The organism is Leptospira sp. WS58.C1, assembly GCF_040833995.1.
GTDB lineage: Bacteria > Spirochaetota > Leptospiria > Leptospirales > Leptospiraceae > Leptospira_B > Leptospira_B cinconiae.
This window is the reverse complement of sequence record NZ_CP162137.1, coordinates 3328582-3354459: the sequence shown is the minus strand read 5'-3', so window position 1 is coordinate 3354459 and position 25878 is coordinate 3328582. Positions and strand designations below refer to the sequence as shown.

Genomic DNA, 25878 nt, shown 5'->3' with positions numbered 1-25878 from the left:
CCGCCGAGCGAAAATGAATATAAATTGGTACCATTTCGAAAAGGAAGGATACTATCTGAGCGTTCGGAACGTAAACGAACGTATTGAAAAGCTAAATCCTCTCTATATTCGGTTTAACACCTTGAATAAAAGTGTGGATAAACTGCTCAGCGTTCTTTTGGACAGGTACCTAGTCTATTTGGATGCGATCTCCTTGAAAGAGTCCGTTTTTTCTATTTTGAGAGAAAGCGCGATGAACGCCGTTAAGGCAAATTCCAAACGTATCTTTTTCGCCGAAAATAATCTGAACATTTCCAATCCGGACGATTACGTTAGAGGGATGGCGAATTTTAAGAAAGAAATGATCAAAGACAAGGAAAGATATGCAGCCTTGTTGGAAAAAGTTAAATTCCATTGTTTGATCACTCTGGCCTTTAATCGAACTAGCTTCTTGATGAGAGTTTCGAATAACGCTCCTATCATTGCGGAAGAATTAAAACGTGTAGAGAACAGGATCGGCAAGAGTAAAGAATACAACGACTTGGGTGAAGTTTTTGCAGATCACGCCGACGATTCTGAAGGCGCGGGTCTTGGGCTTGCCATGTCCCTTCTGATGTTAAAGAACGAAGGGATAGCTGCTGATTCCTATAAGTTAAAGGCGGAAGGAGGGATTACTTCCGCTTATATCAAAATTCCGTTGGACTTCAAACATCGAAATGTTTCCTACCAACGTACGGTCGAAATTATCGCAGAGATAGATAAACTTCCGACATTTCCGGAAAACCTAAATCAGATCATGAGTCTGATCAATAAGCCGGATTCTTCCATCCAACAGATCACCGAACAAGTCGGAAGGGACGTTTCCTTATCCACCAATATCCTAAAACTCGCCAACTCCGCCTCTTTTGCACAAGGAAGAAAGGTGGAAACATTGGAAGATGCGATCAAACTGATCGGTCTATCGGAATTAAATAATATTCTTTTGAGCCTTGGGACAAAAAAGATCCTGGAAGAAAGATACAAAGAGTTCGAACATATCTGGGAGATGTCCAGTCTTTCCGCCTATATTTGCAGGAGATTAGGAGAACGAATGGGCTGGAAGAAAACGTTCCTGACCAATCTGGTCTGTGCCGCACTTCTTCATAATATTGGACTTGTACTTTTACTCTCTTTAGAAGGAGATACGATTGAAAAGTTAACCGATATCTCCGGCAAAAAACTTTTACCTTCTACCTTAGGTTTGGAAGAAGCTGCACTAGGGATCACACATACTTCCTTAGGAGGTATGATCTGCGAAAAATGGAATTTTTCGGATACGATCAAGGTGGCCGCAGAATACCACCATAGACCGTTGATGGCCAAAAAAGAATCCAGAGACATTGTATTTGCAGTCTACTTATCCGATTGGATCATAGATTGTTTGGATGGTAAAGCCGATCCGGCTGCCATTCACTGGGAAGTTCTCCAACATTTCGGTTTTAAGAAGGATGAAGAATGGTTGGAGTTCGGTAAAAAGGTCATAGAAGAATATAAAGCCTTCCAGAAATATTCTGCCTGAATCGTTTCTTCTCAAAAAAAACTTTACAACTTATATAGCGCCCGAAAGTCTAAGTACCAGTTTGCATATGATTGCCTAATTGTTTACAACCTTTTCCTCAAAGGACCCTCGTATCACGGGGGAGTTACATGAAATAGTCTGATTGACTGCCTATAGTTATAGTCCGTCTCAAAACTGGAGCCAACGATTAGTATCGTGGTCCTGCTACAGTAGCTTGGGACAGCCTATTATAGGTTTTGGCAAAAAAAATGAATCAAAAACCATCTTTGAATTTATCCGTATGGGATGCGGATAGAGAAAAAGAATTTATCAAAATTGCAGAGGACCTCCGTATCTCCGATCCGATCTCAGCGAGGATTATCGGAGAACAAGGACAAGAGTTTCGACTCGAACTAGGAAGTTTAAAGGAAGAAGGAACCGGAATTTTGACCGGAGCGCTTCGCTTTAATGCGGATTCTAGTTTGGATCTACCGGTTGCGGGAGATTGGGTCCTTGTCACAAAATTAAGCGGAGAAGAATACCTTATCCACAAAGTCCTTCCTCGAAGAAGTTTACTCGTACGAAAAGTCAAAGGAGAAACTTTAAGACCGGATCCGATCTGTGCAAACATGGATCGAATTTTTCTTTTACAAGGTTTGGACGGGGATTTTCAACCGAGAAGATTGGAAAGAACTTTGATACAGATCTGGGAAAGTAAGGCAACGCCCGTAGTCGTACTTACCAAAAAAGATCTGTATACAGGTAGAGAAGAAGAACTTAAAGAGAAGATCCTTATCGTTCAAAAGTCTTGTCCCGGTGTGGAAGTATTCTCCGTTTCGAATCATAAACAAGAAGGTTTGGAACAACTGGAAATGTTTTGGAAGGATGGATCTACTTCCGCTTTTATAGGATCTTCCGGAGTAGGTAAATCTTCTCTTCTCAACTTATTGATCGGAGAAAAGATCCGATCCGTAAACGAAGTCAGAGAATCCGATTCCAAAGGAAGACATACCACCACAAACAGATGGATGTTCCGTTTGGATTCAGGCGCTTGGATCCTGGACACTCCAGGTATGAGGGAGATCCAACTTTGGTCCGACGGTTCCGGGTTGGAAGAGACCTTTCCTGAAATTTTCGAAGCGGCTTCAAATTGCCGATTCCATGATTGTTCGCATATAAGTGAACCTGATTGTGGTGTGAAAAGCGCTATCGAGTTGGGAAAAATTTCGGAAGAAAGATTCAAAAGTTATCTGAAACTCAAAAGAGAGTTGGAAAGGACTGCTAATTTAAGCGCTCCCAACTCGGTTGAGTTCAGAGAACAAAAAGCGAAGTGGAAATCCATCCACAAAGAACAAAAAAGAATGCAACAACAACGAGACCGAGAAAGGTATCGTTAGTTTCGAAGAGAGCAGGGGAGTCTCCTCTGCTCTTTTTAATCGATCTGAAAAAACTCCACAACCTTATAAAAATCTTCCGCCTTTAACTCTTCCGGTCTTTTATCTAAGGAAATTCCTGCAGACTCTAAACATTCTTTCAATTTAGATCTTAAATTTTCATGCGAGATTTGGAGGGGAAGACCGTTCGGATAAAAGGAATCCAATGGGGCTTCTTTGATGGATGAACCTATCTTTTTTCTTTTGCCCCAAAATAAGGTCCTGCATAATATTTCTAAAACTTGATAAGATGTTTTTTGGGAAAATCTTTTGTCTGAAACAAACGTGAGAACGCTCGAATCCACATTGGGAGAAGGATAAAAACATCCAGCCTTGATCGTCTTTTTACTTCGGAATTTTCCGTAGGCTCCCGCATAAATAGAAAGAGAAGAGATCTCTTTAGTGATTCTTTGCGCGAATTCTTTTTGTACCAAAAAGACCGCTCCTAACAAATTCGGAAGCTTTTCCAATGAAAGAAGTATGAGTTCGGAAGTGATATAATAAGGCAGATTTCCGAATAAAAAACAGGAGCTATTTTCTTGTTCGGATAATGTTTCTCTCGCATCTCCTAAAATGATTTCCGTTCCAGGAAGGAATTCATTTAGCCATTTATAATATACCGGATCGATCTCGTACAATCTCAGCTTTTTTCCGAGGCCGTAGAGTATGTGGGAGAGTGCTCCTAAACCCGGGCCGATTTCCAGGATCAGTTCCGCTCTGTCGATCAGTTCCGGAGCTGCGCTGGAGAATAAAGTTTTTACAGCGTTTGGATCGATTAGAAAGTTTTGCCCCCATTTTTTAAGCGGAGCAGAAGATCGTTCGGATAAGAATTCCCGGATTATATTGGGTTTATAAAACGGGTATTCCGGGGAGTTCATCACTTCCAATAAACTTCCAACCGGGAGCGATTCCAAGCTGTTTTCTAAATCGATTCCAGTCTCTCGGATCATCTTTCATCCCAAATCTGGAAAGGATGAGTATGATCCCTTCTCCTTTTTTTGTCCGGTTTGCTAAAGTGAGAAGGGAATCTTTTCCGACTTCGAATCGGATCAGTTTTTGGCCTGGGTCCGGTAGTTGAAATTCCACTAACTTAGGGACTAAGATCCAATTTTCAAAACCTGCGGTCTTAGGTTTTTCTTTTCCTCCGTATTTCAGGGATAGGTTTTGGTTTCTTCTTAAACATTCGGAGATCCATTCCAAGCAGGATTCATGTTCAATATAGATCTCGTTTCGTGTTTTGGAATTTCCGCAGAATCTTTCCGGATCTTTGCCCAAGGACTTATACAGAATTTTGGAACTATACTTACATTTTCCTCCAAGAACTAATCTGTTCTTTTCTTGGACCAAAAAGGTGAATCGATCTCCGAAAAATACATCGGGAAGCCGTATCCAAGTGGAAGAATTCGCCAATAAAAATTGGAAACCGCAACAGATACAAAATCCCAAGATCCAGATGTTCTTGAGCAATGGGTGGGTACGGGTCTTATTCTTTACGGAATCAGAAAGATCTAAGTTGGAATTCTCAATTTTATCGGAAGGGAGCAATTTCCATAAGAATAAGAAGTTTAAGAATAAAAACCAGATCACTAAACCGAAAAACTTTGTGGGTCCTCGATAATGATACATCCAATTCCAATTCGATTCACCCCAATAGAGAGTCACCTTTTCTAATATTTCCAAAAGGAATAAAACGATCTGCCAGAACGGTTTGGCGAGTAAGGAAATATGCACGGATTCTAATGCTAAAGAAAAATATAATAGAGGAAGTAATATCCCGCAGATTGGGACCAAGATCAGATTTAAACCCAGAGAACCGAAACTATAGGTCCCAAAATAATAAATTAAAGAAGGTAAAGTGCCTATCCCTGCGGATAAGGAAACCAAAAGATTTTCTCTCCAAAAACCTAAAAATCGACTTAGGATCGTTTTATCTTCCGGTATGGGGGGAATACATTTCTGGAAAATTGGAAGCAAAAGTAGAATGCCTGATACTGCACCGAAAGAAAGTAAAAAAGAAACTCCGAAAGAACGAACCGGGTCCCAAAGATAAACTAGTCCGACAGAAGAGATCAATAGATCTGCCGGTCTAGATTTTCTAAAAAACAATGATTGTAAGAGTATCCAGGTTGCGAATATCCATGCTCTTGCAAGTGAGATCGGAAAACCTAAACAGGTTAAGTAAATGAGTCCCAATAGCACAGGGAGTATTCTCGGAATATAATATCCTAAAAAAGGAATTCGTTTTAGGATCACAAACATACATCCGATTAAAATTCCCAAGTGTAGGCCTGAGGCTGCGAATAAATGTAAAATCCCTCCTTCTCTAGCATTCTTCTTAAATTCTTTGTCTAAACCTTTTGCATCTCCTAAAACCAATCCTAAGGAAATTTCCTTGGCTCTACCTTCTATCTTTGCTTTATCCAATGTTTGGTTGATCTTTTGGGAGAATTGTTTTTTCCAGAAACCGGATTCTTCTAAAAAAGGAGCGGATCTTTTGGTGTAACCGAAGATCGCTAAAATAAAAAATAAGATCACTCCCCAAGAAAAGCTGGAGATCTTTTTTCCTGAGGAAAATGAAAGAGAAAAGAATATTATTCTAATTGAATGTATCGCCGTCCAAACTAGGACGAGGTCCGGAAAGAAAATATCTAGAAATAAAGCGGATAAAAGTCCAAGGATTAGATAGGAAAATAAGGAGGACGGGATCCAGTCTCGGTAGTTTTGTTCCAAGTATTCGCCCATACGAATACCTGTCTCGGGATGTCGGGATCGTACGCGGAATTCTCATTCCGCGGTATTTTTTAGTTAGAAACTTTTGAGATCCCGATCCCGAGTCTGTCTCTCACCTTATCCAAGATCTGGGACGAAGCCGCTCTTGCTTTATCGGAACCTTTTTTCATGACGGATCTTACGTATGCTGGATCAGCCGAGATCTTTTCTCTTTTTTTTCTGTAAGGCCCGAAATAATCTAAGATCGTTTCTAACAGTGCTTTTTTGAGATCTCCGTAACCGGTTCCCGGGTTGGTAAATCTGGATTGCAGATCCTTTTTGCCGGACTCGTCTAAGAAAAGGGAATGGATCGCATATATTATACTTTTTTCATAATCCTTCGGCTCTTCCACTCCGGCGGAATCCGTGAGAATTCCCATTACCGATTTTTTTAACTTCTTCTCATCATCGAAAAAGTTGATCGTATTTCCATACGACTTGGACATTTTTGCACCGTCCACTCCGGGCACAATCGCAGTCTCCTCGTCAATTTCAGGTTCCGGAAGTTTAAAAGTTTCTCCATATTGGGAGTTGAACTTCTCCGCTATATCTCTTGCGTATTCTAAATGTTGCTTTTGGTCTTTTCCTACAGGCACCTTATCACTATTGAATGCAAGAATATCCGCTGCCATTAATACCGGATAAAAGAAAAGTCCACCGCTCGGAACAATTCCCTTTGCGACTTTATCTTTATAAGAGTGAGCTAATTCCAATTTAGGAACTGTGATCGACATGCTCAAATACCAAGTGAGTTCCGTTACTTCCGGAACTTCCGATTGGATCCAGAAAGCACATTTGTCCGGATCAATTCCTAAGGCTAAAAAATCGCAAACGGCATCATAAGTATTTTCCGTTTGGTTTTTTGCGGAACTAAAAGTAGTCAAGGCATGTAAATCTGCCACAAAACAGAATAGATCTGAATTGTTTTGATAATCGACTAACTTGCGTATAACGGAGAAGTAATTTCCTAAATGTAATTTACCAGAAGGTTGTACTCCGGTCAATATCCTCATTGTTCCTCCGAGGAAGAGAATCGGTTTTGTGGATCGTCGAAAGTTTTTCCGGATAGACGTTCGTACTCGGCCTTTAATGCGCTTAGTTCCGAATCCAACTTTCTATGAGCGGTCAGTTTGTTAACGGTGAACTTGTCTTTATAGATGACTGCGTAGTTAAATAATAGCTGCGCCATATCCACAAAAACGTATTCCAAAGTTTTGCCGTTTAAACGATTCCCGGAGACCATCGTGGAATCATAATATGGTATGAATCTGTGAAGGACTTTCACTTCTTCGATCACTTTTTCTTTAGAAGCAAGGACCCTTTCGTTTAATTGTCCTTTCGTTTCATAATCTTTTGCTAATAGATGGTTTTCCACCAATACGTTGATTTTTTCCGCAAATTTTCCCATGAAGGCGGAAGCTTCCGAAAGTAATCTTAGCAAGTTTACCGTGATCTGGTCTTCTACGGATCCGCCTGAAGTATTTTGGTTAAAATTGGAGAAAGTATATTGAAAGCTGGGATACTTTTTGTTGAACGCATCCAATTGTCTAAGAAGATTATTAATTTCCTCTATCTCCGCTTTGAATAGGCCGGGTTGGATCACCAGCACATCCCTATTATGGTTTTTAGTCCCGATCTTAACCATTCCTTCCAATAAAGGAGTGTAACATGACTGAAAATCACGAAGTAGGATATGGATCAGTTTATGAGGCATTCCTTTATATGAGGATTTAAATGCCGCAGAATTCATATTCTCTGGCATATGATGGGCGAAATAATCGTCTACAACCCCGTTCAAGAAATCGAATGAGATCTTTCCATTATCGTCTATTTTGAAATAACGTTGTCTTAGACCGTGTAGTTCTTCTTTCTTGTTCATCCTTGTCAGAATATCATCCGACAATTTGATCAATGTTGTTTCCACTTCTTTGGTTATATCGGGAGAACCCTGGAATTTGGTTTCGTTGATCGGAGGAACATTCAGAGAATCTAATATTTCGTCCCAAGTGATCACCTTTTTATTGGAAACCACATAGAATGCCCGGATCGCATCCGTAAGTTTGGGTCTTCCGTTTTCCAGATTTAATCCATAGTTCAAGCCGGATATGATGGACGGAAGTTTTACGGATAATTTTTCGTCCTTCTTTACCAACTCCGGAACATGGCCTAAGATGATATCTCTGGCGTCGTTCCTGGAAAGATGACGTGCATAATACATCTGCATCTTCAAAGATCTGTTCAAAAAGATCTCCGGAGAAATTTCGTCGATGAAGAGCGAATCTAAAGAGATGAAGTTATTGAAAAATTTATTAAAATTCAGTACCACATTGTAGACCAATGGTCTCCAATGTCTCCAACCTTGGCTTTCCGCAAGCCTAAGCGCCTGTAATGTGGATATGATCTGGTCTTCTTTTAATGCTTTGAATAGTCTTTCTACAGAAGGAGCGATCTTGGAATTTCTTCCTAAAAAACCTACTTCTACAGTTCCGGTTTCTTTTGCAAATTTCGTAATATTCGCATTTCCACCGAAAAGGTTGGCGAGAAATCCTAGACCTGCTCCGGCATCCTGTTGTCTTTTTACAGGTTTAGGCGCAGCTTTGGAAGAAGCGGAGGAGGACTGAGATGATTTTGAAGATCTATCTTCTTCCTCCGGTTTTTTGCCTGATTCTTCTTTCTTCTTTTGTTCGAACTCTTCGTCGACTTTTTTCATCAAGTCGATACGAATGAATATATCGTTCGATTTTTGTATGACTTCGTCTATCTTCTGTTGGTGTTCCGGAGAACGTGTCTTTCGATAGAGGTCTGCGAAGACCTTATGGGCGTCTGTGCGAGAAGTAGACAAAACTTATTCCCTCTCGTTAAGCGGGTTCTCCACAATTTGCGCGTTCGCAGGTGCTCCGAAATTGAAGAGGGACGCAGGTAAACCTATACCGGTTTGGACTCCGGAAAAACTTACGGAGGTATATTCTCCTGTAGATCTGCTCTTCATTCGGAGGGAACGAGGAGTATTGTCAGGACCTAGGGTAACCACGATCTCTTCGTAAGTTCTGGTTGCTGATTTTAGGCGAAGCGAACCTCCCACTGGGGTCACCTCTTCGTATCCGGAGAGTAGGCCAGCCATTCCTCCGGTCATACCTTTTACGTCCTGTTTTCCTACAATTCCTCTGGAAGGGGAATAAAACCAAAGATAACGTCCGTTGGAAGCGATGACCCTTCCGTCGGAAAATTTTACATGGATATGATTCGGTTTTTGATAAGACAGAGTTCCGGTGAGTTCATTATTGATCGTAATACTCGCCCGAAAACTGGAAATTTCGGCCATCTTTCCGATGACGCCGCTTAACCGTTCCTTGCCAGGATCGGATAAAATAGAAGTGCCGCAGACCAGTAGAGCTGCGGCACCCAAAAAGGATAAGATACCCTTGGATGAAGCCATAATCGTTCCTACTATGGCTTCATTAGACGAAATTATCCAAGTACTTTTTTAAACTCGTCGGTCAGAGCCGGCACGACTTCGAAAAGATCTCCTACGACTCCGTAGGTAGCTACTTTGAAGATCGGAGCATCTCCGTCCTTATTGATAGCCACGATATACTTGGAGGAACCCATTCCGGCTAAGTGCTGGATCGCTCCGGAAATTCCGCATGCGATATAGCAGTTCGGGGAAACGGTTTTACCGGTTTGACCCACTTGATGGCTATGAGAAATCCAGCCTGCGTCGACCGCAGCACGAGAAGCACCTAAAGCCGCACCTAAAACGTCCGCCAAACCTTGGAGAACAGGCCAGTTTTCAGGTCCTTTAATTCCACGTCCCCCGGATACGATGATAGAAGCTTCCGCTAATTGAACTTTGTTCCCACCGCTTAGATCAGATGAAACAATTTTAACTTTCGCATCTCCAGCAGACGGACTAGCGGCTTCAGTTGCACCTGCTCCGGCTTTTTGTACTACTTCTTGAGAGTTTGGACGAACGGTAAAGATAGCTACATCGCTAGTAATTTTGAAATTACCGTATGCTTTTCCGGAGTAGATCGGCTTCTTAGCTACTACTTTGCCGCCATCTACGGAAAGACCTACTGCATCAGCTACGATTCCCGCTCCTACTTTAACAGCTACTCTTGGAGAATAATCTTTTCCTTGAGAAGTGTGAGGAACTAAAACAACGGAAGGTTTTTTGTCCTGAATTACTCCGGCTACTAAGTTCGCCCAAGTTTCCGCGTTGAAGTCCCCTGCATTTACGGTAACTATGCTGTCCGCTCCGACTGCTCCCAGGTCTCCTGCGAATTTTTCAACTCCGGATCCGATAAGAAGAGCGGTAACTTTTCCTCCGAGTGCGTCCGCAATTTTGCGGCCAGCGGAAGTGATTTCTTTGGAGATCTTTTTGAGTTCTCCGTTTTTGAGTTCGCCTACGATTAAAACGTTGCTCACGGGTGTTCTCCTTAGATAACCTTAGCTTCTTCGCGAAGAGCTTTTACTAATTGTTCAGCGTAACCTTTCGCATCTGCCGCTTCTAACTTGCGACCAGGAATACGAGGTGGAGGAGGCTCAAGGCCCACTACTTCAATCTTGCTTGCAGGATTTCCCAGATCTGCAGGCGTTTTGGTTTCGATAGGCTTTTTCTTTGCAGCCATCAAACCTTTTAGGTTAGGATAACGAGGTTCGTTTAATCCTTTTTGAGCAGTGATTGCTACAGGTAGGCTGGTTTCCACAACTTGTGTTCCACCTTCTACTTCTTTGGTAGCTTTTACGGAAGTTCCGCTGATCTCTAAACTAACTGCGAAAGAAATATGAGCAATCCCGAGGCCTTCTGCTACTTGGATCACTACTTGGGAACTATCGCTATCGATAGATTGGCGTCCGCCGATGATGATATCTGCATTTTCAGCTTTCGCGAAATTTGCGATCAGTTCTGCGGTTAAAACGGTGTCGAATGGAACGTAATTGTCCACTTTGATCTGAACGGCACGGTCCGCTCCCATTGCGTATGCTTGGCGTAAAGACTCTTGAACGCGATCCGGTCCTAGAGAGACTGCAATAACCTCTCCTCCGTTTTTCTCGCGTAATCTAAGTCCTTCTTCAATTGCGAATTCGTCGTACGGAGAGATAATCCATTTAATTCCGGCTTCATTGATGGACTTGTCCCCGACTTTGATATTCGTTTCGGTGTCAGGCACCTGTTTCACTAAAACGATGATCTTCATGAACTTTCGTTCTCCAAATAAATAGGGCTATAAAACACGAAATTTCTGAAAAGCTTGAATGCAAACTACTTTTTTGCGGTTATTTCGGGAAATCTCGCCTATCGAAACAGAATGAGTGTTCTGCTCCAAAAATAGATCCAAAATAATCCTAAAATGATAACCAATACATTCGCATCCGATTGAAGGAAGAAGGTTAATCCCCAGAAAAACGGTAAAAGGAAAAAACTGATCAGAAACAAGAACCAGATTAAGGACTTTCCGGAAAACGGGTTAGCAAATGAGGTCTCGATCTCTAAACGGAACTCTTCTAAACTTAGGGGAAATTTTCCTAGATTTCGGATCCCGAGAACCAAAGCGAAAAGGCAGACCAAAGTTAATACGACAGAATATAGCATAATCATTCTCCGTTCAGGGAATTCTCGATAATTGCAGGGATTTAAGAACTGCTTGCCTGTCCCTTTTCGTGTGGAACCTGATTTGTATATCGTCTGTCTCGGGATTTTCCACTGAGAATTCGATGTTCATCTTTCTATCGTCCCCAACTCCTGGAGACTCGGGAAAAATTACGGAAGAAGATTGGTTCGCAGTCACGCTGAAAGTAGCTTGGCTAAGGGACTCTCCTTCGAATTCCACTTTAAACTTTCCAGTAGGGTTTATCTGAAAACAATACGCGTAGGCTTTCACTTCTTCATAAACATTCGGCTGGCTTTTACGTTCCGATCTTACCGTCTTTAACGTGTAGGTGAATTGAGAAGGATTTATAGAGACCGATTTTTTTGTCTGGATGGAGACCTTCGGGCCTAATCCTAATTTATAAACCTGTAAGAAGACCCCTCTATACAAAAGCATATCCGGATAACGATTCACCGTATCCAAAGGATAATTTCCTTCTAAACTGATCTGATCCACTTTTTCTAAAGTAACAGATCCATCTTCTAAATGGAAGTCTTCTTCGATCAAATATACATTCCAACCTGATTCGATCAGTCGGCTTGCTTTTTCTAAAAAAGGACGGGTCTTGTGGATCAAATAAGTTTCTCTTCCGCTTAGATAACGAAGGGGGCTTGCAAGATCCTGTTTTTTGGTAAAGTATATCGCTTTCTCGTTCGGTAAAGCGATAGATAGTCTTTCGAATTCCTCCGAATAACCGGACAACATTCTTTCAAAGAAGATCAATCTTTCTCGATTGTAAAGATGATATACATAACCTGCAAATACGATTGCGATCAGGGTAGACTTAAATACTTGTTTTTTTATGGGAAGAGAATACATTCCCAAAACTCCCATTATACATACAAAAGGAACGGGAAATAAGAGCCAGCGTCTAGATGCCCAGTAATGATCCGGATAAATGCTCGGATCGTAGAAGTAAACAAAAGAGAGAAGGGATCCTAATAGCAAAAATACCAATGAGCCGGAAGATTGTTTTCGGAAGACTAATAGATCATATCCTCCGATCCCGAACAATACTAGAATAAGAGGAACATAAAATAAGAAGAATATAAAGCTGTTCTTTTTGAAATAAAAGAAATCAGTTAGATTCTCCGAATTACTAATTACAGGTTGAATAGAATAAGCGAATGTAATTAAGAGAAATAAGGAGGAAAGAATTACGATCCGTAAGATTTTTTTATTCTTGAGGATCGTGTTTTTAAGTAATACAATCGATTGTTTTCCGAATTGTAAATTGGAGAAGATCAATAAACCGGATAGTAAGATAGATGAAAAAACACAAAAAACGGTTAATTTTAGTAACTGTTTACTTCTCCATAGATCAAGCATGTACGGTTTGGAATTGATATAACCGTATAAAACTCCTAAGATCGAAATCGCCGAATATCCGAATAAGAAGTTAAATCCTCTCCAAAGAGATTTTTTTCTTAAAAATAATAAATAACCAACGAGGATCACGAGTGCAGGAAAATAAATTAAACTGTCTATCCTATTGAAACTGCTTAATCCTAAGACTCCGCCTGCAAAGAACATCCATCCCTTGCTCTTTCGAAAAAAATAAAGAGCCAAGTAACATGAGAATAATATAAGCAATTGCCCTAAAGGCTCTGAAAGGGTCGTCCTAACATTCCAGAGTTGAGCCGGGTTGAAGGCGCAGAAAAAAACTGCGATCAATGCTCCCCAAGGTCCTATCCATTTTTTTACGATCAAAAATATGAATACTAAAGATAATACACCGAATATTGAATTCACTCGGAACATCCCATCTAGTCCGAATAGATCAGCGGAAAGAGCTAAAAAAGTTGGGAAGAGGGGATAAAAACGGGGAGAAAGAGAACCGATCGGAACGGAAGGATCCTGAGGAGAATGATCCGAATGGATTGCCGGATAACCGAAAATAATATTATTCCCTAAAACCCGTGTCAAGTCCTGATAACGAAAATCATCAAAATTCAGACCCCCCGTTTTTTGGATTTTACTCCCGAAAACAACATACACTCCATGATCTCTATCTCCTTTAATATACTCTATCGGAAAAAGGGAATACATTGCTCCAGCACTTACGAGCAGCAAAGTAAGAATGATGTAAGTAAATAAATTTCCGGAGTTGTTCCTACCGGAGAGTGGACTCAATATTGGATCAAGCTTGCGAACGAGTATGTAAGCTAAGAATGATCCGGCGACTAAAAGTTGAATGAAAACTACGGGGAGGATTTTGTAAGACTCGAAGGAAACTAATAGAAGAGCGATTGAACCGGCTATTAAAATAGAGAGGGTAAAGGAGACTAAGTTTCTGGATAAGGGTTGTGAAATTCCTTTTTTATGGAGGATGACCGATATAAAATACGTATTTAGGAGGATGCCTAAAAAAAATAAGAAATTTACCAAGGAAACCACTGCCTAATACGTAATAATATCGTATCCTTGATTTGTAAAGCTTGTATTTGTAGATCAAATTTAGGTCTTAGTGAATGTTTTCACGAAATAGACAACGGAAAAATGATGGGGTTATTTCCAAAAAATCAAAAAAAAGAAGGAGAATCTACTCCGACCCTATTAGGATGAGATCAGTAACTCGGTTGCAATTTACAACGGGTCCAAAATACTTAAGTTGAAACCGAATAGGGCATTAGAATGAAGGGAATCCAAGAAAAAAAAATAGATCTTTATAATCCAACCGACGATCATCTTTCTTTGAGGGAAAATGTAAGCGCTTTCGCAAAAGAGAATCTGGACGAACAAGCAAAGGATCATGATGATGAAGAGTCCTTTAATAAGGATCTCTTTCGCAGGTTGGGAGCCGAATTAGGAATATTCGGAGTCACTGTTCCGCAGGAGGATGGAGGGATGGGGCTTGATCCTGTGGCAAGTGTGATCATCCACGAGGAATTTTCCGCTTATGATCCAGGATTTACTCTATCATATTTAGCTCATGAAGTACTTTTCGTAAACAATTTCTATCATAGCGGGAATCCTTCTCAAAGAACGAAGTATATGCCTAAGGTTCTCTCCGGAGAATGGATCGGGGGAATGGGAATGACAGAACCCGGAGCAGGGACAGACGTTCTTGGAATGGGAACTGTTGCGACTCGTAAAGGTGATAAATTTATATTAAACGGTCGAAAACAATTTATCACAAACGGGATTGTAGGTCAGGTCTTTTTAGTATATGCAAAAACCAGCAAGGATTCTCGCAGAACCACTTCCTTTATTGTAGAGAGTTCTTATCCTGGATTCAGTTTCGGCAAAAAAGAGGAGAAGATGGGGATGAGGTCTTCTCCCACCACCCAACTGATCTTCGAGAACTTAGAGGTTCCCGCGGAAAATTTGATCGGCTCCGAGGATGGTGCCTTAACTCACATGATGAGAAACCTGGAGATTGAAAGAGTGACTCTTGCAGCTCAATCTTTAGGAATCGCAAAACGTTGTATAGACGTTATGTGCGAATATTCCATTCTCCATAGAGAAGCCTTCGATAAGAAGTTAATAGAATTCGGACAAATCCAAAGATTGATCGCTGAATCTTATGCGGATTACCAAGCTGCAAGAGCATTGGTGTATGATGTAGCTTCTAAGATCCATCCTGAAAATCGTAACTCGCTTGGGGCCGCATCTGCAAAATTGGTTTCTACCCAAATGGCGGAAAGAGTTTCCAGGAACGCAATCCAAGTATTGGGCGGTTATGGTTATTGTAGAGAATACCCGGTAGAAAGATTACATAGAGATGCCATCTTACTTTCTATCGGAGGTGGAACAAACGAAGCAATGCAAAAGAACATAGCTGCAGATTTGAAGAAGTTATACACGACTTCCTAATTTTAAGAAAATCTTACCCAAAATGGGGTAAGGTTTTCTTAAAAATCCTACTCTAAGAGTAAAGATTAGGCGTAAAAACGTATAGGGTCCGCCTAACATTGTCTTTCTTTCTCCAATATTGGATAAACTTTATATTCACATTATGATAATATTGTGGTAGATGCCAATGAAGATGGTTTATCTAGGAGAAAGAATGAAAAATTTAATCGGAAAAAAAATCAGCGTATTATGTATATTAGTTATACTTGTTTCCTCAACAAGTGCAAGTGCCGACAATAGGGAGGCTGGGAATCAGAATAATAGCAATTGGTCCGTTCAATATGGTATCGGATATGGAAATGCAAACGTACAAAACCTTGGATGGTTTGGAAACCCTAATGCCGCTGCACTTCCCAGTATCCTTTTTGGCGGAGGTACAATAGATCCGGCGCTTTTATATTTGATGTCCAGGCCGACACCAGCCCCAAAGGGTGATGTATATAGCACTAGATTTTATGCGGAATATGCTCCGAACATAATCGGGTTCGTATTCGGGTTATCTTCCGATATAGTTCAATTGACTTTTCCTAGAAACGATACTGCCAATTTATATTTGATCCAAGGAATTTCCAACGGATCGATCCCTTCTGATCCAATTATTATATCGTCTATCCTATCAGCTCCGACTACGGAAAAGATGAGTGTAAATTCCACGACCCTGGACTTCGGGATCAATTTCCATATGAATCCCAGAAAAACTGTAGATCCATATTTTATGTTAGGATTAGGACTCGGTGGTTGTGCTCATAATTGTTATGCAGGAAAAGTATTCGGACGTTTAGGGGTAAAAGTCAATATGGGTGCTCTTTATAGTTTCTTTGAAGCTGAATACACTAATTACTGGTTCAAATATACCGAGATCCAGGATTCTTTACAAATGCATGGTCCAAAAGCGACTTTTGGATTTGGATTGTATCTCTAATCTTTTTGCTTTTCGGCGAGGCTACTATCTCGCCGATCTATCAATACCATAGCCTCGTAAAGTTCTTCCCGTATAAAAGCCGTTTTATAAGTTCTGTCTGCAAGGGTATTGAGCGCCCGGGGATGCAGGAATTTCATGAGAGAAAAAGGACCTAAAACGGTCGTTTTACACAAAAATAAAAAAAATCCATTCTTAACGGTTTTATTCATTTGTTTCGCTTTTTATCTTACAGATTGTTCTTCCGGTCAAGGTCAGGCAGATCATTCCGTTTTCGGAAAAAAGGGTTCTTTAACTAGAGACGGTTTACAACTTTCAGCAATCGATACTCCTCCGGCTGACCGCCATCTTCATGCGGAACATTATCCTTCTTCTAATGAGAGAAGGTTGGACCTGTTTAAATCCAGGGTTGTGGGTTTAGGCGGCGGATATATGGGAGTCGGGACCGATCAGAATTTAACATTGATCGCCTGGGCAAGAAGCGAGTTCGCCTATCTTTTTGATTTCGACCCTGTCACTGTTTCCATCAATCGGCTTCACCTTCATTTTATAGAAATTTCTCCTACTTATCCGGAATATGAAAAGTTATGGGATCCTAAGAATAAGAACGATGTCCTTCCTATCATTGAAAAAAGATTTTCGAATGATCCGGAATATCAAGTAATTCTAAAGTCATATCAAATCGCTCTTAGGAAAGGTGCTGTCCCGCAACGATTAGGGGATTTACATAAGATCTCAAAAGTGTATCCGGAGTTTACCTCTTTTCATAATGATACGCAAGACTATGAGTTCTTGAGAAATCTCGTTCTGGACGGAAAAATAATAGCGATCGATGGGAATTTGTTGGGGGATAAGACCATTAATTCCATCTCGGAAAAAGCAAAAGAACTGGAGATCCCGATCCGTATTTTATATACTTCTAATGCGGAAGAATATTTTAGATATCCGGAAGGAATGAGAAAAAATTTCCTGAATCTTTATGGAGATCCTAAAAGTATAGTGATCCGTACCGTTACAAAAGGGGCAAAGGTATATGGATTTCCGGATGGGGAAATGTTCCCAAGAGAGTTTCCTTTTCATTATAATATCCAATCTTTAGATAATTTGAAAGTCTGGCTGACTAAACAGAATCTTCTATATACCACGATATTACTTCGGAATCGTAAACCGATCGTAAAAGGATTTTCGTTGATCGAAGCTTTACCTCCGGAGACTACTAATTCTCCGGTTGTAAAAGACTCGGATAACGTTACTCCCAAGAGATAATCTGAACAGGAGTTCGGAAGATGTTCAAAAGTCCTAATATGATCCGAAATTTTACCCTTTGTTTCGGTCTAGTATTTTTTACAATTCCTTGTTCATCTCAAAATGTAAAGACTGGCCCTTCCGCCGAATCCGTCCGAATAGTTGCGGTGGGAGATATCATGTCTCATCAAACTCAGATCGATACCGCATACGATAAAGAATGTGATTGTTGGAAATTCGATGAAGTATTCCAAGAGGTTTCTTCCATGATCTCGGAAGCGGATCTTGCCGTTGGTAATTTGGAGACAACCCTTCCTGGAGATCCAAAACAGTATACAGGTTATCCTCAGTTCGGTGCACCGGATTCTCTTGCCAAAGCGATCAAAGATATCGGCTTTGATGTTCTATCCACTGCCAATAATCATTCTTGCGATAAAGGAAAGTTAGGAGTCGTAAGAACTCTTTCCGTACTGGACCAATTGGGTCTAAAACATTTGGGGACCTACAAAGACAAAGAAGAATATGAGAAAAATAGAATATTATTCGTCCCTGTCGGAAATCTGAATCTTGCGTTTTTAGATTATACGTATGGGACCAATGGTCTGGAAATACCCGCGGGCACGGTGATTAATCTGATAGATAAAGACCAAATTGCTTCCGATATCGCATTAGCGAGAAAATCCAAGCCGGATGCAATTATCGTAATGTATCATTACGGAACGGAATATCTGCACCAACCGGATCCTTTCCAAGTAGAAATGGTCGACCATGCATTTTCTTCCGGTGCGGATATCGTATTGGGCGGGCATCCTCATACTCTTCAAAAGTTCGGAAAAAAGACGATTAAAGACAGATTTGGTGTCTTTAAGGAAAGATTTTATATTTATTCTTTAGGTAACTTTATTTCCGGGCAGGATAGACGTTATGTGGACGGAGGAATTATCCTCAAATTCTCCTTATCTAAAGAGAATGATAAATTAAATATATTTGATATAGCGTATGAGCCTGTTTGGGTTTATATAGATAGGACAGGATCCAAGGCTCAGTTCAGATTACTGCCTGTTAAAAAATACCTGAATAACGACCAGGAAAGAAAACTCACCGATACCGCTTACCAAAGAATGAAACAGTTTTACAAAGATACTGTAGATTTGCTGGGTCCTTAATCCGTACTGACGGCCAATAACCCGAACTTCGGTCTACGGAATATCCTGCAATTTCTACATAGGTTTTCTGAATCACTTTACGTAAAAAAGGTTCAATCATGAAGCATTTCTTCGTCTAAGATCCGAGGAAAGAAATGAATCTATTATTTACCGAATATACATTAGGAAAGAATAAGCTAAAAAATAGAGCTGTTATGGCTCCAATGACCCGATCTAGAGCCATCGGCAATATTCCAAACGATCTAATGGCAGCGTACTATTCCCAAAGGGCCGGAGCGGGTTTACTAATTACAGAGGGTGTTTCTCCTTCTCCTAATGGTTTAGGATATGCAAGGATCCCGGGAATTTTTTCGGAAGAACAGGTCCAGGGTTGGAAGAAGGTAACGGATGCAGTGCATACAATGCATGGTAGAATATTTGTCCAGCTCATGCACTCAGGAAGAGTAGGGAATAATTTGAACTTACCCGAAGGTGCGGAATTAGTAGGACCTTCTGCGATCGGATTGAAAGGAACGGTGTGGACGGATGCGGAAGGTAACCAACCTTATTCTCCCCCGCGAGAAATGAATTCAAAAGATATTCAAGTGGCGATCCGAGAATATGTGAATGCGGCAGAAAACGCGATCAAAGCCGGATTTGATGGAGTGGAACTTCATGGCGCTAACGGATACCTGATAGAACAATTTTTACATCCAAGCGCAAATCATAGAAACGATGAATATGGCGGAGATTGGAAAAAAAGGAACAGATTCGCTTTAGAGGTCGCCACAGCGGTTGTGGAAGCGATTGGTGCGGAAAAAGTGGGGATCAGACTTTCTCCTTACGGCGTATTCAACGATTTAGAAATTCATAATGAAATAGAAGAACAGTATAAAGATCTCGCTACTTCTTTGGGAAAATTGGGATTAGTTTACATTCACATTGTGAACCATTCTTCGATGGGAGCTCCTGCGCCGAAGGATTCCACAGTTGCCGTGATCAGGGAATCTTATAAATCTCAAAACCCGAACGGGACTTATATTCTTTCAGGCGGTTACGATCCGGAGCGTGCGGATTATGATCTAAAACAAAAAAATGCGGATCTGATCGCATTCGGTCGTAACTTTATTTCGAATCCGGATTTAGTGGAACGATTGGAGAAAGGTATCCCTCTTACCGAACCGGATGCTTCTCTCTTTTATACCCCGGGTGAAAAAGGGTATACCGATTATCCTGTGGCAGCGCTTTCCCAGGTTTAATCTAAACAGATTTCGCTGCTTGGATTTTTCAAGCAGCGGGACTAGGACAAAATTAACAGGCGTCTCCAGCTCCTCTTAATAATAACTGTAAGGTCCCGTTCTTCAATTCGTATAAAGATTTAATGGAAGAATCGTATCCGATATCAGTGAATAATAATATAGGAACGGGATCTTCCTCCCTGTAGATCACTCCGATTAAATGGTAAGATCCGCCGTAAAATCCCAATTCTTCCGTCAGTTTTTCGGATTTTTCAAAAGAGATCAGAACCCTGTCCGTTCCGAATTTGCGTCCGAGTAAGTAAAGATATCTTCTTTCCGCACCTTTCTTATGATAGGCGATCCTTCCGGAAAGAAATGTTTCCTTTTTATTATTTTTGAAGGAATACACTTCCTCCATCGTGGAATGAAGCCATTCCGTTTCAGGATACCCTCTGGCTTTCCAGGTGGTTTCCGCCAAATTTTTAAAAAGAATATAATCGGGATCCGTTTTGGATAATTCTTGGAGTGGAATGGATTGTAGTCCAAGATCCGGAGAGTATACCAACCAATCTTTTTTGGCCTTCACATCTCCAGTAGGTTTTACTTTTAATGCGGGGGATTCTTGGCATCCGTACGTGGTAGGAGAGGTGGCGGAAAAAGACGGACCTTTTTCTCCTTCTAATAATGAGAAAGAAGGAAGTGAAGTATTCACGCCGCTTCTGAACTTATAATCGAATTCGTATTCGTCTTTTGCTTCTTGCCAACCCCTTGGACCGAAAAATGCCAGAGGAACAAAGATAGGTAGATCCTTTGGGTCGTATCCAGACCAAACGAATCCGATCAATTTGTACTCATCCAAGGTATCCGGTGGTGTGAGTCCTAAATATTTTCTAGAAACGAAACCGGTTCGACCGTCTTCCGTTTTGATCTTTGTCCAATCGATCGGGCCTTTTGATTCATCCGGAAGTATTTTGACCTTATTTCCCCTGTTTAAGGTAAAGATGATCTTTCCGTTTTCCGGAGTTTCTCTAACGTTTAATACTCCCGATGTGATCAGCACGTAATGGTACGGGTCCGAGGTCTGAGCGACCAAAGAAAGATAGAATGTTGGTAGAAGTAAAAGTAATAAGATCCGGAATTTAAGCGCCATTCCAGCCAAAGCATTGTTTCGAAAGCAGAGGCCGCAAGCTTTTTAACGATCTGAAGATGAAAAGAATTCGTATTAAGAATATTAGGCGAGCGATTCGATTATCAAAATCGGATAAGAGCCTGTTCTACAAATTTTACGATTTAGAATGAAGAGGAAGTGTAGGAGAAAAGATAAAGAGGGTCCCATCCCCAGTTTAAGGGGTATATTTAAAATATTAGATTGTGGGATCCTCAGTCTTAATCTTGGATCAGTCTTTCTATAGTTTTCTCGGAGAGCTGTTTCATCTGAATATCTTTGCCGGAAAGGTTTTCGATCGATTTCCGGAAATTTTCAGGGTTCTTAAGCATTCCGACAGAGAGTACGTTCTCGGATTCCACTTCGTATTTACGGATAGAATCTATTAGTTGGTCCTTTTTGACTCGGACCTCTTCTCTCAATTGATTTAAATCCTGATTCGGATTTTCTACCAATTCTCTGAACAAAGGAGTTTCACCGAAAAGGATATTGATTAGATCCTCTTTAGGTGTGTTATTCTCTTCGCTCAATACTCCGAGTTTCATTTGTTCTTTGGAAAGTTGTTCTTGGAGATTTCCCAAGGTTTCCTGAACTTTCAAGTATCTAGAGGTCAAGCTGCTAGAAAACTCGGTTTTGTCGGCTGCGTTCTGGGCTTCCGAGGGTACTCCCGTTCTTCCTGGAACGGAAGATCTCTTGTCGCGGAGAAGTTTCTCTGCTGATGAGACTAGATTCGTAAGTTGAACGTCCATGTTCTTTACCCTCCTTTCGGTGTAATCCGGCGAACCTTTGGAAAAATCGGTAGATAAACCCGATCCTTCATTTTCCAAAGAGTTTATGTCGCATCTAAGCGGTTACTCCCTAGGCATATCTGTACTAAGTATCGGACAAACTTTAGAGAACCAATGAATTTTTTTTCCAAAAATTCAGTTTTTTAGGAAAAAAATCCGAATAGTTTCTATTAGGTCATTTTACCCTTTTTCCGTTCCGTATCTCTTCCGTGGGATACAAAACCACTTCGTCTCCTTCTTGCAGACCTTCCGTCAGAAGGGAAAATTTTCCGCTTCTTGCTTCGATTTTCACGTTAGTCTTCTGCGCCTTACCTTTTACCACTTTAAAGACCGCCCAGTTTTCTCCTTCTCTAAACAAAGCGGCAGTCGGAAGGATCAGCACGTTATCTTTGCTAAAGGAGATAATTTTGGCTTGTACCCGAAAGGAATCTCCCATTTTAGGAGGGGGAGTAATATCTATAATGGTCCTAACTCTTTGTTCCTCCACGCCTAAGGAGGAAATTTTGGTGAATGCAGCAGGTTCTATTAGCCTGACTTTCCCTTGAAAAGGTTCTCCTCCCCATCCTTCTATTAGAACGGGATTTCCGGGATGGATATGAGTACTATCTTGGGTGAGAATATCGCATACGATCTCAAGAGAAGAAGTATTTCCTATTTCAAGGATAGGCGCTCCTATAGAGATTGGTCCTTCACTTTCTCTTTGGATGGATAAAATACTCCCTGAGATCGGGGATTTTATCGTTCTATCATAATCCCAGCGTACGACTGCGACTGTTTCGCCTTTATCGACTTTTTCTCCCACGTGTTTTTCTATTCTTTGTAGTACACCGTTTACAGGGGAGAAGAGGGTGAATTTTTCTTTTACCCTAGTGATCCCTTCTTCTTCTACGATTTGTCGGTAAGTTCCTTTTTCCACCTTCCCTATATCTACTTGCAAAGGTTTGGGCCTGAAAATCCACCAGCCTATCAGGAGTAGCAAAACGCCGACAGCGGAGATCCGGGCGATCTTATTGGAATATAAGTTTAATAAGGTTTCCTTTAGTTGCATCTTTTATTCTCTTACCTTTAATACGGAGATCAGGTCCATAGATTTTATTTTAACGTAAAGTATCCAGAAACTAAATAAAGAGGTAATTAGTACGGTGAAGATGGAAATTACGTACGTTTTCGGAGCGATGAATAACGGGATCTTAAATCCTTCCGTTTCCACTGTGCTCAAGATCCCGTATCCGGAAAAATATCCGAGCAAACATCCTAAAGGAAGGGATGTTAGAATGACTATGGTCAATTCTCCTGCTAATATTATAAAAACTTCCGCTTTCGTAAAACCTAATATTCTAAGGCTACCCAACTCGAAGGCTCTCTCCGAAAGTGAGATCAAAGCGGTGTTATAGACTACCCCTACGGAAATGATACATGCAAAAATCATTATAATCAGAGATGTTGTTAGTATACTTCTTGACATTAATTCGTAAAATATTTTCAGAGTTCGCTTACGCGTGGATACTCCGGAGATCTTCGGATAGGATTTTAATTCGTTCAATAAGCTTTCTTCTTTAGAAGAGTCAGTCCAAAGTGCGGCAATATTTACCTGATCTCCTTCCCTTAACAATCTGTTTAAGGATCGGATCTCCTTATAGGCTCCTTGTCCCAATATTTCGTTTATAATGCCCGTTACTTCGACTTCCGTTTTGATCCTTTGTCCTTCCAATACTTCCAGTCGTATTTTGTCTCCTTTCCGGATCCCGAATTTTTCCGCCAAACCTGAATTTAGCAGGATCCCATCCTCCGGAACAGGAATGTTTTTCCCTTTTTCGTCTATCAATCTTCTGAGAGAGGAATTTTCAGGCATTCCCGTCAAGGCGATCTCTTTGCTCGAATTTCCGTAACGTATACGGATCGGGACCGATCTATATCCTTCCACTAGCAAGATCCCTTCCATCTTTGCTAATTCCAATATCGAATCAGAAGCTACCGCATTCTGAAAATTTAATGTAACGGTGTCTCTTTGTAGATCTTCGAATTGTATCTTTATGATCGAATTCATCGTATCCCTAGAAAATAGACCCAAGACCATAATCATTACTGAAGAAGAAACTCCCAAAACGAATAATATTGTTCTCCCGGGCCTTCTAATCAGATTTCTTATTGCGATCCTATATACGACCGGAAGGTCCTTCCAATAATCTTCCAGAAAACTTTTGGAGAAATTTTCGGGAGAAGGCGGCCTCATCGCTTGAGCAGGTTGAAGAGAAGTCGCTTTTCGGATCGATAACAAGGAGCCGGCCATACCGGAAATAATTCCGATCAATACCGCTTGGATCGCTAATTTAGGCTCGAATAGGAATTTTAAATCCGGAAATCTGTAATAGTCTCCGTAAAGATCTACCATCTGAGTCCCTAAATAATATCCGAATATTATTCCCAAAAAGGAACCTATTATACAAATAAATAATATTATCAATAAATAATGGAATGCGATACTTCTATCTCCATATCCAAGCGCTTTTAGTGTGGCGATCTGTTCCCTTTGTTTGGAGATCATTCTGGAAGATACTATATGAAGAAGAAAGGCCGCTACTCCCAAAAATACCATCGGAATGGAGAAGGCTGTCGTTCTTAGCTGTTTGAATTCATCCCTTAGGAAGGAGTGAGATGGTAGTTTATCCCTATCGTAAGAACCTAATCCTCCGAATGTGGTCAGCTTGAGGTCGATTTCTTTGAGCACCGAGTTTTTTTCGGCATTGGGAGCGAAATCAAACACTATATCGTTTACCGCTCCGTTCATATCGAAGATCTCTTCCACACTTTCTTTTTTCATCCACAGGATCCCGTAATGTTTATCATCCGGCAGAAATCCTCCCGGACGAAAAACGTACACATATTCCGGAGAAAGTGCGATCCCGGAGACAGTCAGTATTTTTTTCTTTCCTTCTAAAACTGCCGTGAGTTTGGAACCGGGGGCTAATCGATTCGCAATAGAGAAAGCCTCGCTGATAACGGTTTCGTCTTTTTCCCTAGGCAATCTTCCTTGTAATATCGCTAAACGGTTTAGACCTTCCGTTAAAGTGACTATTCTTCCTCCGCTTGGAATTGATTCCGATTCGAAATCCAAAACAATATCTTTGATGATCCTACCTTCTGCGTAGGATACCCCAGGTATTTTAGAAATATCTAAAATTATGGATTCAGGCGCCTTATGAAGAGAAACAAATCCCTGAGAAAGGGAATATTCCGCATAAAAATTGTTCCTTGAGATTAAAAGGGAATCGTATGCGCTTAAAGAAGTCAGGAATACCGCAATCCCGGAAGCGATCACTAATGTGATGGTCAGGGCTTGGGACTTCCAAGCTAATAATTCCCGAAAGGCTTTTTTATCTAAGACCCTTACCAATGCAAACTCTCCGTAGAGGTTTTATGTAGATTGGTTTTGTCCGAGACGATACAACCATCTCTCATCTCAACGACTCTATCCGCAATGGAAGCGATGCTTACATTGTGCGTTATTATAATGGTAGTCGTACCTAGTTCTTTGTTTATCTTGGAAATGGCATCCAATACGATTTTCCCTGTTTTAAAGTCCAATGCACCTGTCGGTTCGTCACAAAGAAGTATTTCGGGCCTTTTTACTATGGCTCTTGCGATCGCGACCCTTTGTTGCTCTCCTCCGGAAAGTTGGGAAGGAAAATGATCTTTTCTATCTGTCAAACCGACCATTTTTAAAGCTTCTAGTGGAGACATCGGATTGTCGGAGATATCAGTAACAAGTTTTACGTTTTCTTCCGCCGTAAGGCTTGGGATCAAATTATAAAACTGGAATACGAATCCCACATACTTTCTTCTGAACTCGGTGAGGTCTTCGTTTTGATCCGCTTCTAAAGGTCGATTATTGAAAAGAAGATCTCCGGAGCTGGGAGAATCCAATCCGCCTAATATGTTTAACAAGGTGGATTTACCGCTCCCACTGGGACCCAGTAGGACCGAAAATTCGGATCTGAAAAATCGGACGTTGATACCGGTCAAAGCGGGGACCTTCACTTGGCCCATATCGTAAATTTTACTGAGATTTACGGTTTCAAAGACCGGATCTTTCGGATCATGTTTTCCGGATTTTTTCATACAAGGATCGTTTATGCCTAATTGCCTAAGTA

The 25878-nt window shown here is 40.9% G+C and carries 21 protein-coding genes; 7 read left to right on the top strand and 14 right to left on the bottom strand.

The features are described from left to right. Nucleotides 1–13 precede the first annotated feature (13 nt). Both AB3N61_RS15400 and rsgA read left to right on the top strand, forming a co-directional pair. Entirely contained in the window at nt 14–1537 is a 1524-nt protein-coding gene (locus tag AB3N61_RS15400) for an HDOD domain-containing protein (protein WP_367898016.1), read from the top strand. Between the two features lie 248 nt (nt 1538–1785). Beyond that, nucleotides 1786–2913 carry a ribosome small subunit-dependent GTPase A gene (gene rsgA / locus AB3N61_RS15395; protein ID WP_367898015.1) on the top strand — a complete coding sequence of 376 codons (1128 nt, stop codon included), beginning with the start codon at nt 1786–1788 and terminating at the stop codon, nt 2911–2913. Nucleotides 2914–2948: 35 nt separating this feature from the next. Here the strand turns inward: rsgA and rsmA are convergent, their stop codons facing one another. From rsmA to AB3N61_RS15350, 9 genes are all read right to left on the bottom strand, one after another. Next, nucleotides 2949–3827 (bottom strand): 16S rRNA (adenine(1518)-N(6)/adenine(1519)-N(6))-dimethyltransferase RsmA, encoded by an 879-nt coding sequence (rsmA, locus tag AB3N61_RS15390; protein WP_036089216.1) that lies wholly within the window; start codon nt 3825–3827, stop codon nt 2949–2951. Continuing rightward, nucleotides 3799–5691, bottom strand: coding sequence for a ComEC/Rec2 family competence protein (locus AB3N61_RS15385; RefSeq protein ID WP_367898014.1), 1893 nt, complete (start codon nt 5689–5691; stop codon nt 3799–3801). Before AB3N61_RS15385 ends, rsmA begins: the two co-directional genes overlap by 29 nt. Before the next feature lie 59 nt (nt 5692–5750). Then, a complete protein-coding gene (gene trpS, locus AB3N61_RS15380) occupies nt 5751–6731 on the bottom strand; it encodes a tryptophan--tRNA ligase (protein ID WP_367898013.1) in 981 nt (326 codons plus the stop codon). Continuing rightward, on the bottom strand, nt 6728–8560 hold the full coding sequence (locus AB3N61_RS15375) for a hypothetical protein (protein WP_020769334.1): 1833 nt from the start codon (nt 8558–8560) through the stop codon (nt 6728–6730). Before AB3N61_RS15375 ends, trpS begins: the two co-directional genes overlap by 4 nt. Nucleotides 8561–8563: 3 nt before the next feature. Continuing rightward, a complete protein-coding gene (locus AB3N61_RS15370; RefSeq protein WP_008594884.1) occupies nt 8564–9154 on the bottom strand; it encodes a LolA family protein in 591 nt (196 codons plus the stop codon). Nucleotides 9155–9186: 32 nt separating this feature from the next. Next, nucleotides 9187–10146, bottom strand: coding sequence for an electron transfer flavoprotein subunit alpha/FixB family protein (locus tag AB3N61_RS15365; RefSeq protein ID WP_020769254.1), 960 nt, complete (start codon nt 10144–10146; stop codon nt 9187–9189). 11 nt (nt 10147–10157) lie between these two features. Next, nucleotides 10158–10919, bottom strand: coding sequence for an electron transfer flavoprotein subunit beta/FixA family protein (locus tag AB3N61_RS15360; protein ID WP_020769329.1), 762 nt, complete (start codon nt 10917–10919; stop codon nt 10158–10160). Nucleotides 10920–11017: 98 nt separating this feature from the next. Beyond that, a complete protein-coding gene (locus AB3N61_RS15355) occupies nt 11018–11314 on the bottom strand; it encodes an LIC10362 family protein (protein WP_367898012.1) in 297 nt (98 codons plus the stop codon). 13 nt (nt 11315–11327) lie between these two features. Continuing rightward, nucleotides 11328–13769 (bottom strand): glycosyltransferase family 39 protein, encoded by a 2442-nt coding sequence (locus tag AB3N61_RS15350; protein WP_367898011.1) that lies wholly within the window; start codon nt 13767–13769, stop codon nt 11328–11330. A 237-nt stretch (nt 13770–14006) separates the two neighbouring features. Here AB3N61_RS15350 and AB3N61_RS15345 point away from each other — a divergent pair, with 237 nt between their 5' ends. The 5 genes from AB3N61_RS15345 to AB3N61_RS15325 all read left to right on the top strand — a co-directional run bounded on the left by AB3N61_RS15345 (nt 14007) and on the right by AB3N61_RS15325 (nt 19795). Beyond that, entirely contained in the window at nt 14007–15188 is a 1182-nt protein-coding gene (locus tag AB3N61_RS15345) for an acyl-CoA dehydrogenase family protein (RefSeq protein WP_367898010.1), read from the top strand. A gap of 193 nt (nt 15189–15381) precedes the next feature. Then, nucleotides 15382–16149: a hypothetical protein gene (locus AB3N61_RS15340; RefSeq protein ID WP_157186894.1), complete on the top strand. Its 768-nt coding sequence runs from the start codon at nt 15382–15384 to the stop codon at nt 16147–16149. Nucleotides 16150–16284: 135 nt separating this feature from the next. Further along, nucleotides 16285–17412, top strand: a complete 1128-nt coding sequence (locus tag AB3N61_RS15335; RefSeq protein ID WP_367898009.1) for an LIC_10091 family lipoprotein — start codon at nt 16285–16287, stop codon at nt 17410–17412. Nucleotides 17413–17432: 20 nt separating this feature from the next. Continuing rightward, nucleotides 17433–18557 (top strand): CapA family protein, encoded by a 1125-nt coding sequence (locus AB3N61_RS15330; protein WP_020769026.1) that lies wholly within the window; start codon nt 17433–17435, stop codon nt 18555–18557. A 134-nt stretch (nt 18558–18691) separates the two neighbouring features. Further along, nucleotides 18692–19795: an alkene reductase gene (locus AB3N61_RS15325; RefSeq protein WP_367898008.1), complete on the top strand. Its 1104-nt coding sequence runs from the start codon at nt 18692–18694 to the stop codon at nt 19793–19795. 52 nt (nt 19796–19847) lie between these two features. Here the strand turns inward: AB3N61_RS15325 and AB3N61_RS15320 are convergent, their stop codons facing one another. The 5 genes from AB3N61_RS15320 to AB3N61_RS15300 form a co-directional block, all read right to left on the bottom strand. Beyond that, nucleotides 19848–20933, bottom strand: a complete 1086-nt coding sequence (locus AB3N61_RS15320; RefSeq protein ID WP_367898007.1) for an SH3 domain-containing protein — start codon at nt 20931–20933, stop codon at nt 19848–19850. 227 nt (nt 20934–21160) lie between these two features. Next, entirely contained in the window at nt 21161–21688 is a 528-nt protein-coding gene (locus AB3N61_RS15315; protein ID WP_020769358.1) for an LIC10415 family protein, read from the bottom strand. Nucleotides 21689–21902: 214 nt separating this feature from the next. After that, nucleotides 21903–22775, bottom strand: coding sequence for an efflux RND transporter periplasmic adaptor subunit (locus tag AB3N61_RS15310; protein ID WP_367898006.1), 873 nt, complete (start codon nt 22773–22775; stop codon nt 21903–21905). 3 nt (nt 22776–22778) lie between these two features. Further along, complete coding sequence (locus tag AB3N61_RS15305; protein WP_020769344.1) at nt 22779–25121, bottom strand: ABC transporter permease; 2343 nt, start codon at nt 25119–25121, stop codon at nt 22779–22781. Further along, on the bottom strand, nt 25115–25846 hold the full coding sequence (locus AB3N61_RS15300; protein WP_367898005.1) for an ABC transporter ATP-binding protein: 732 nt from the start codon (nt 25844–25846) through the stop codon (nt 25115–25117). Before AB3N61_RS15300 ends, AB3N61_RS15305 begins: the two co-directional genes overlap by 7 nt. Between the last annotated feature and the right edge of the window lie 32 nt (nt 25847–25878).

Bases quoted from the DNA above. Each gene is read 5' to 3' on its own strand.
- AB3N61_RS15355 (WP_367898012.1), bottom strand. From the start codon at position 11,314: ATGCTATATTCTGTCGTATTAACTTTGGTCTGCCTTTTCGCTTTGGTT.
- rsgA (WP_367898015.1), top strand. From the start codon at position 1,786: ATGAATCAAAAACCATCTTTGAATTTATCCGTATGGGATGCGGATAGA.
- AB3N61_RS15385 (WP_367898014.1), bottom strand. From the start codon at position 5,691: ATGGGCGAATACTTGGAACAAAACTACCGAGACTGGATCCCGTCCTCC.
- AB3N61_RS15335 (WP_367898009.1), top strand. From the start codon at position 16,285: ATGAGAGAAAAAGGACCTAAAACGGTCGTTTTACACAAAAATAAAAAA.
- AB3N61_RS15315 (WP_020769358.1), bottom strand. From the start codon at position 21,688: ATGGACGTTCAACTTACGAATCTAGTCTCATCAGCAGAGAAACTTCTC.
- AB3N61_RS15325 (WP_367898008.1), top strand. From the start codon at position 18,692: ATGAATCTATTATTTACCGAATATACATTAGGAAAGAATAAGCTAAAA.
- trpS (WP_367898013.1), bottom strand. From the start codon at position 6,731: ATGAGGATATTGACCGGAGTACAACCTTCTGGTAAATTACATTTAGGA.
- AB3N61_RS15360 (WP_020769329.1), bottom strand. From the start codon at position 10,919: ATGAAGATCATCGTTTTAGTGAAACAGGTGCCTGACACCGAAACGAAT.
- AB3N61_RS15370 (WP_008594884.1), bottom strand. From the start codon at position 9,154: ATGGCTTCATCCAAGGGTATCTTATCCTTTTTGGGTGCCGCAGCTCTA.
- AB3N61_RS15300 (WP_367898005.1), bottom strand. From the start codon at position 25,846: ATGAAAAAATCCGGAAAACATGATCCGAAAGATCCGGTCTTTGAAACC.
- AB3N61_RS15400 (WP_367898016.1), top strand. From the start codon at position 14: ATGAATATAAATTGGTACCATTTCGAAAAGGAAGGATACTATCTGAGC.
- AB3N61_RS15345 (WP_367898010.1), top strand. From the start codon at position 14,007: ATGAAGGGAATCCAAGAAAAAAAAATAGATCTTTATAATCCAACCGAC.
- rsmA (WP_036089216.1), bottom strand. From the start codon at position 3,827: ATGAACTCCCCGGAATACCCGTTTTATAAACCCAATATAATCCGGGAA.
- AB3N61_RS15340 (WP_157186894.1), top strand. From the start codon at position 15,382: ATGAAAAATTTAATCGGAAAAAAAATCAGCGTATTATGTATATTAGTT.
- AB3N61_RS15310 (WP_367898006.1), bottom strand. From the start codon at position 22,775: ATGCAACTAAAGGAAACCTTATTAAACTTATATTCCAATAAGATCGCC.
- AB3N61_RS15330 (WP_020769026.1), top strand. From the start codon at position 17,433: ATGTTCAAAAGTCCTAATATGATCCGAAATTTTACCCTTTGTTTCGGT.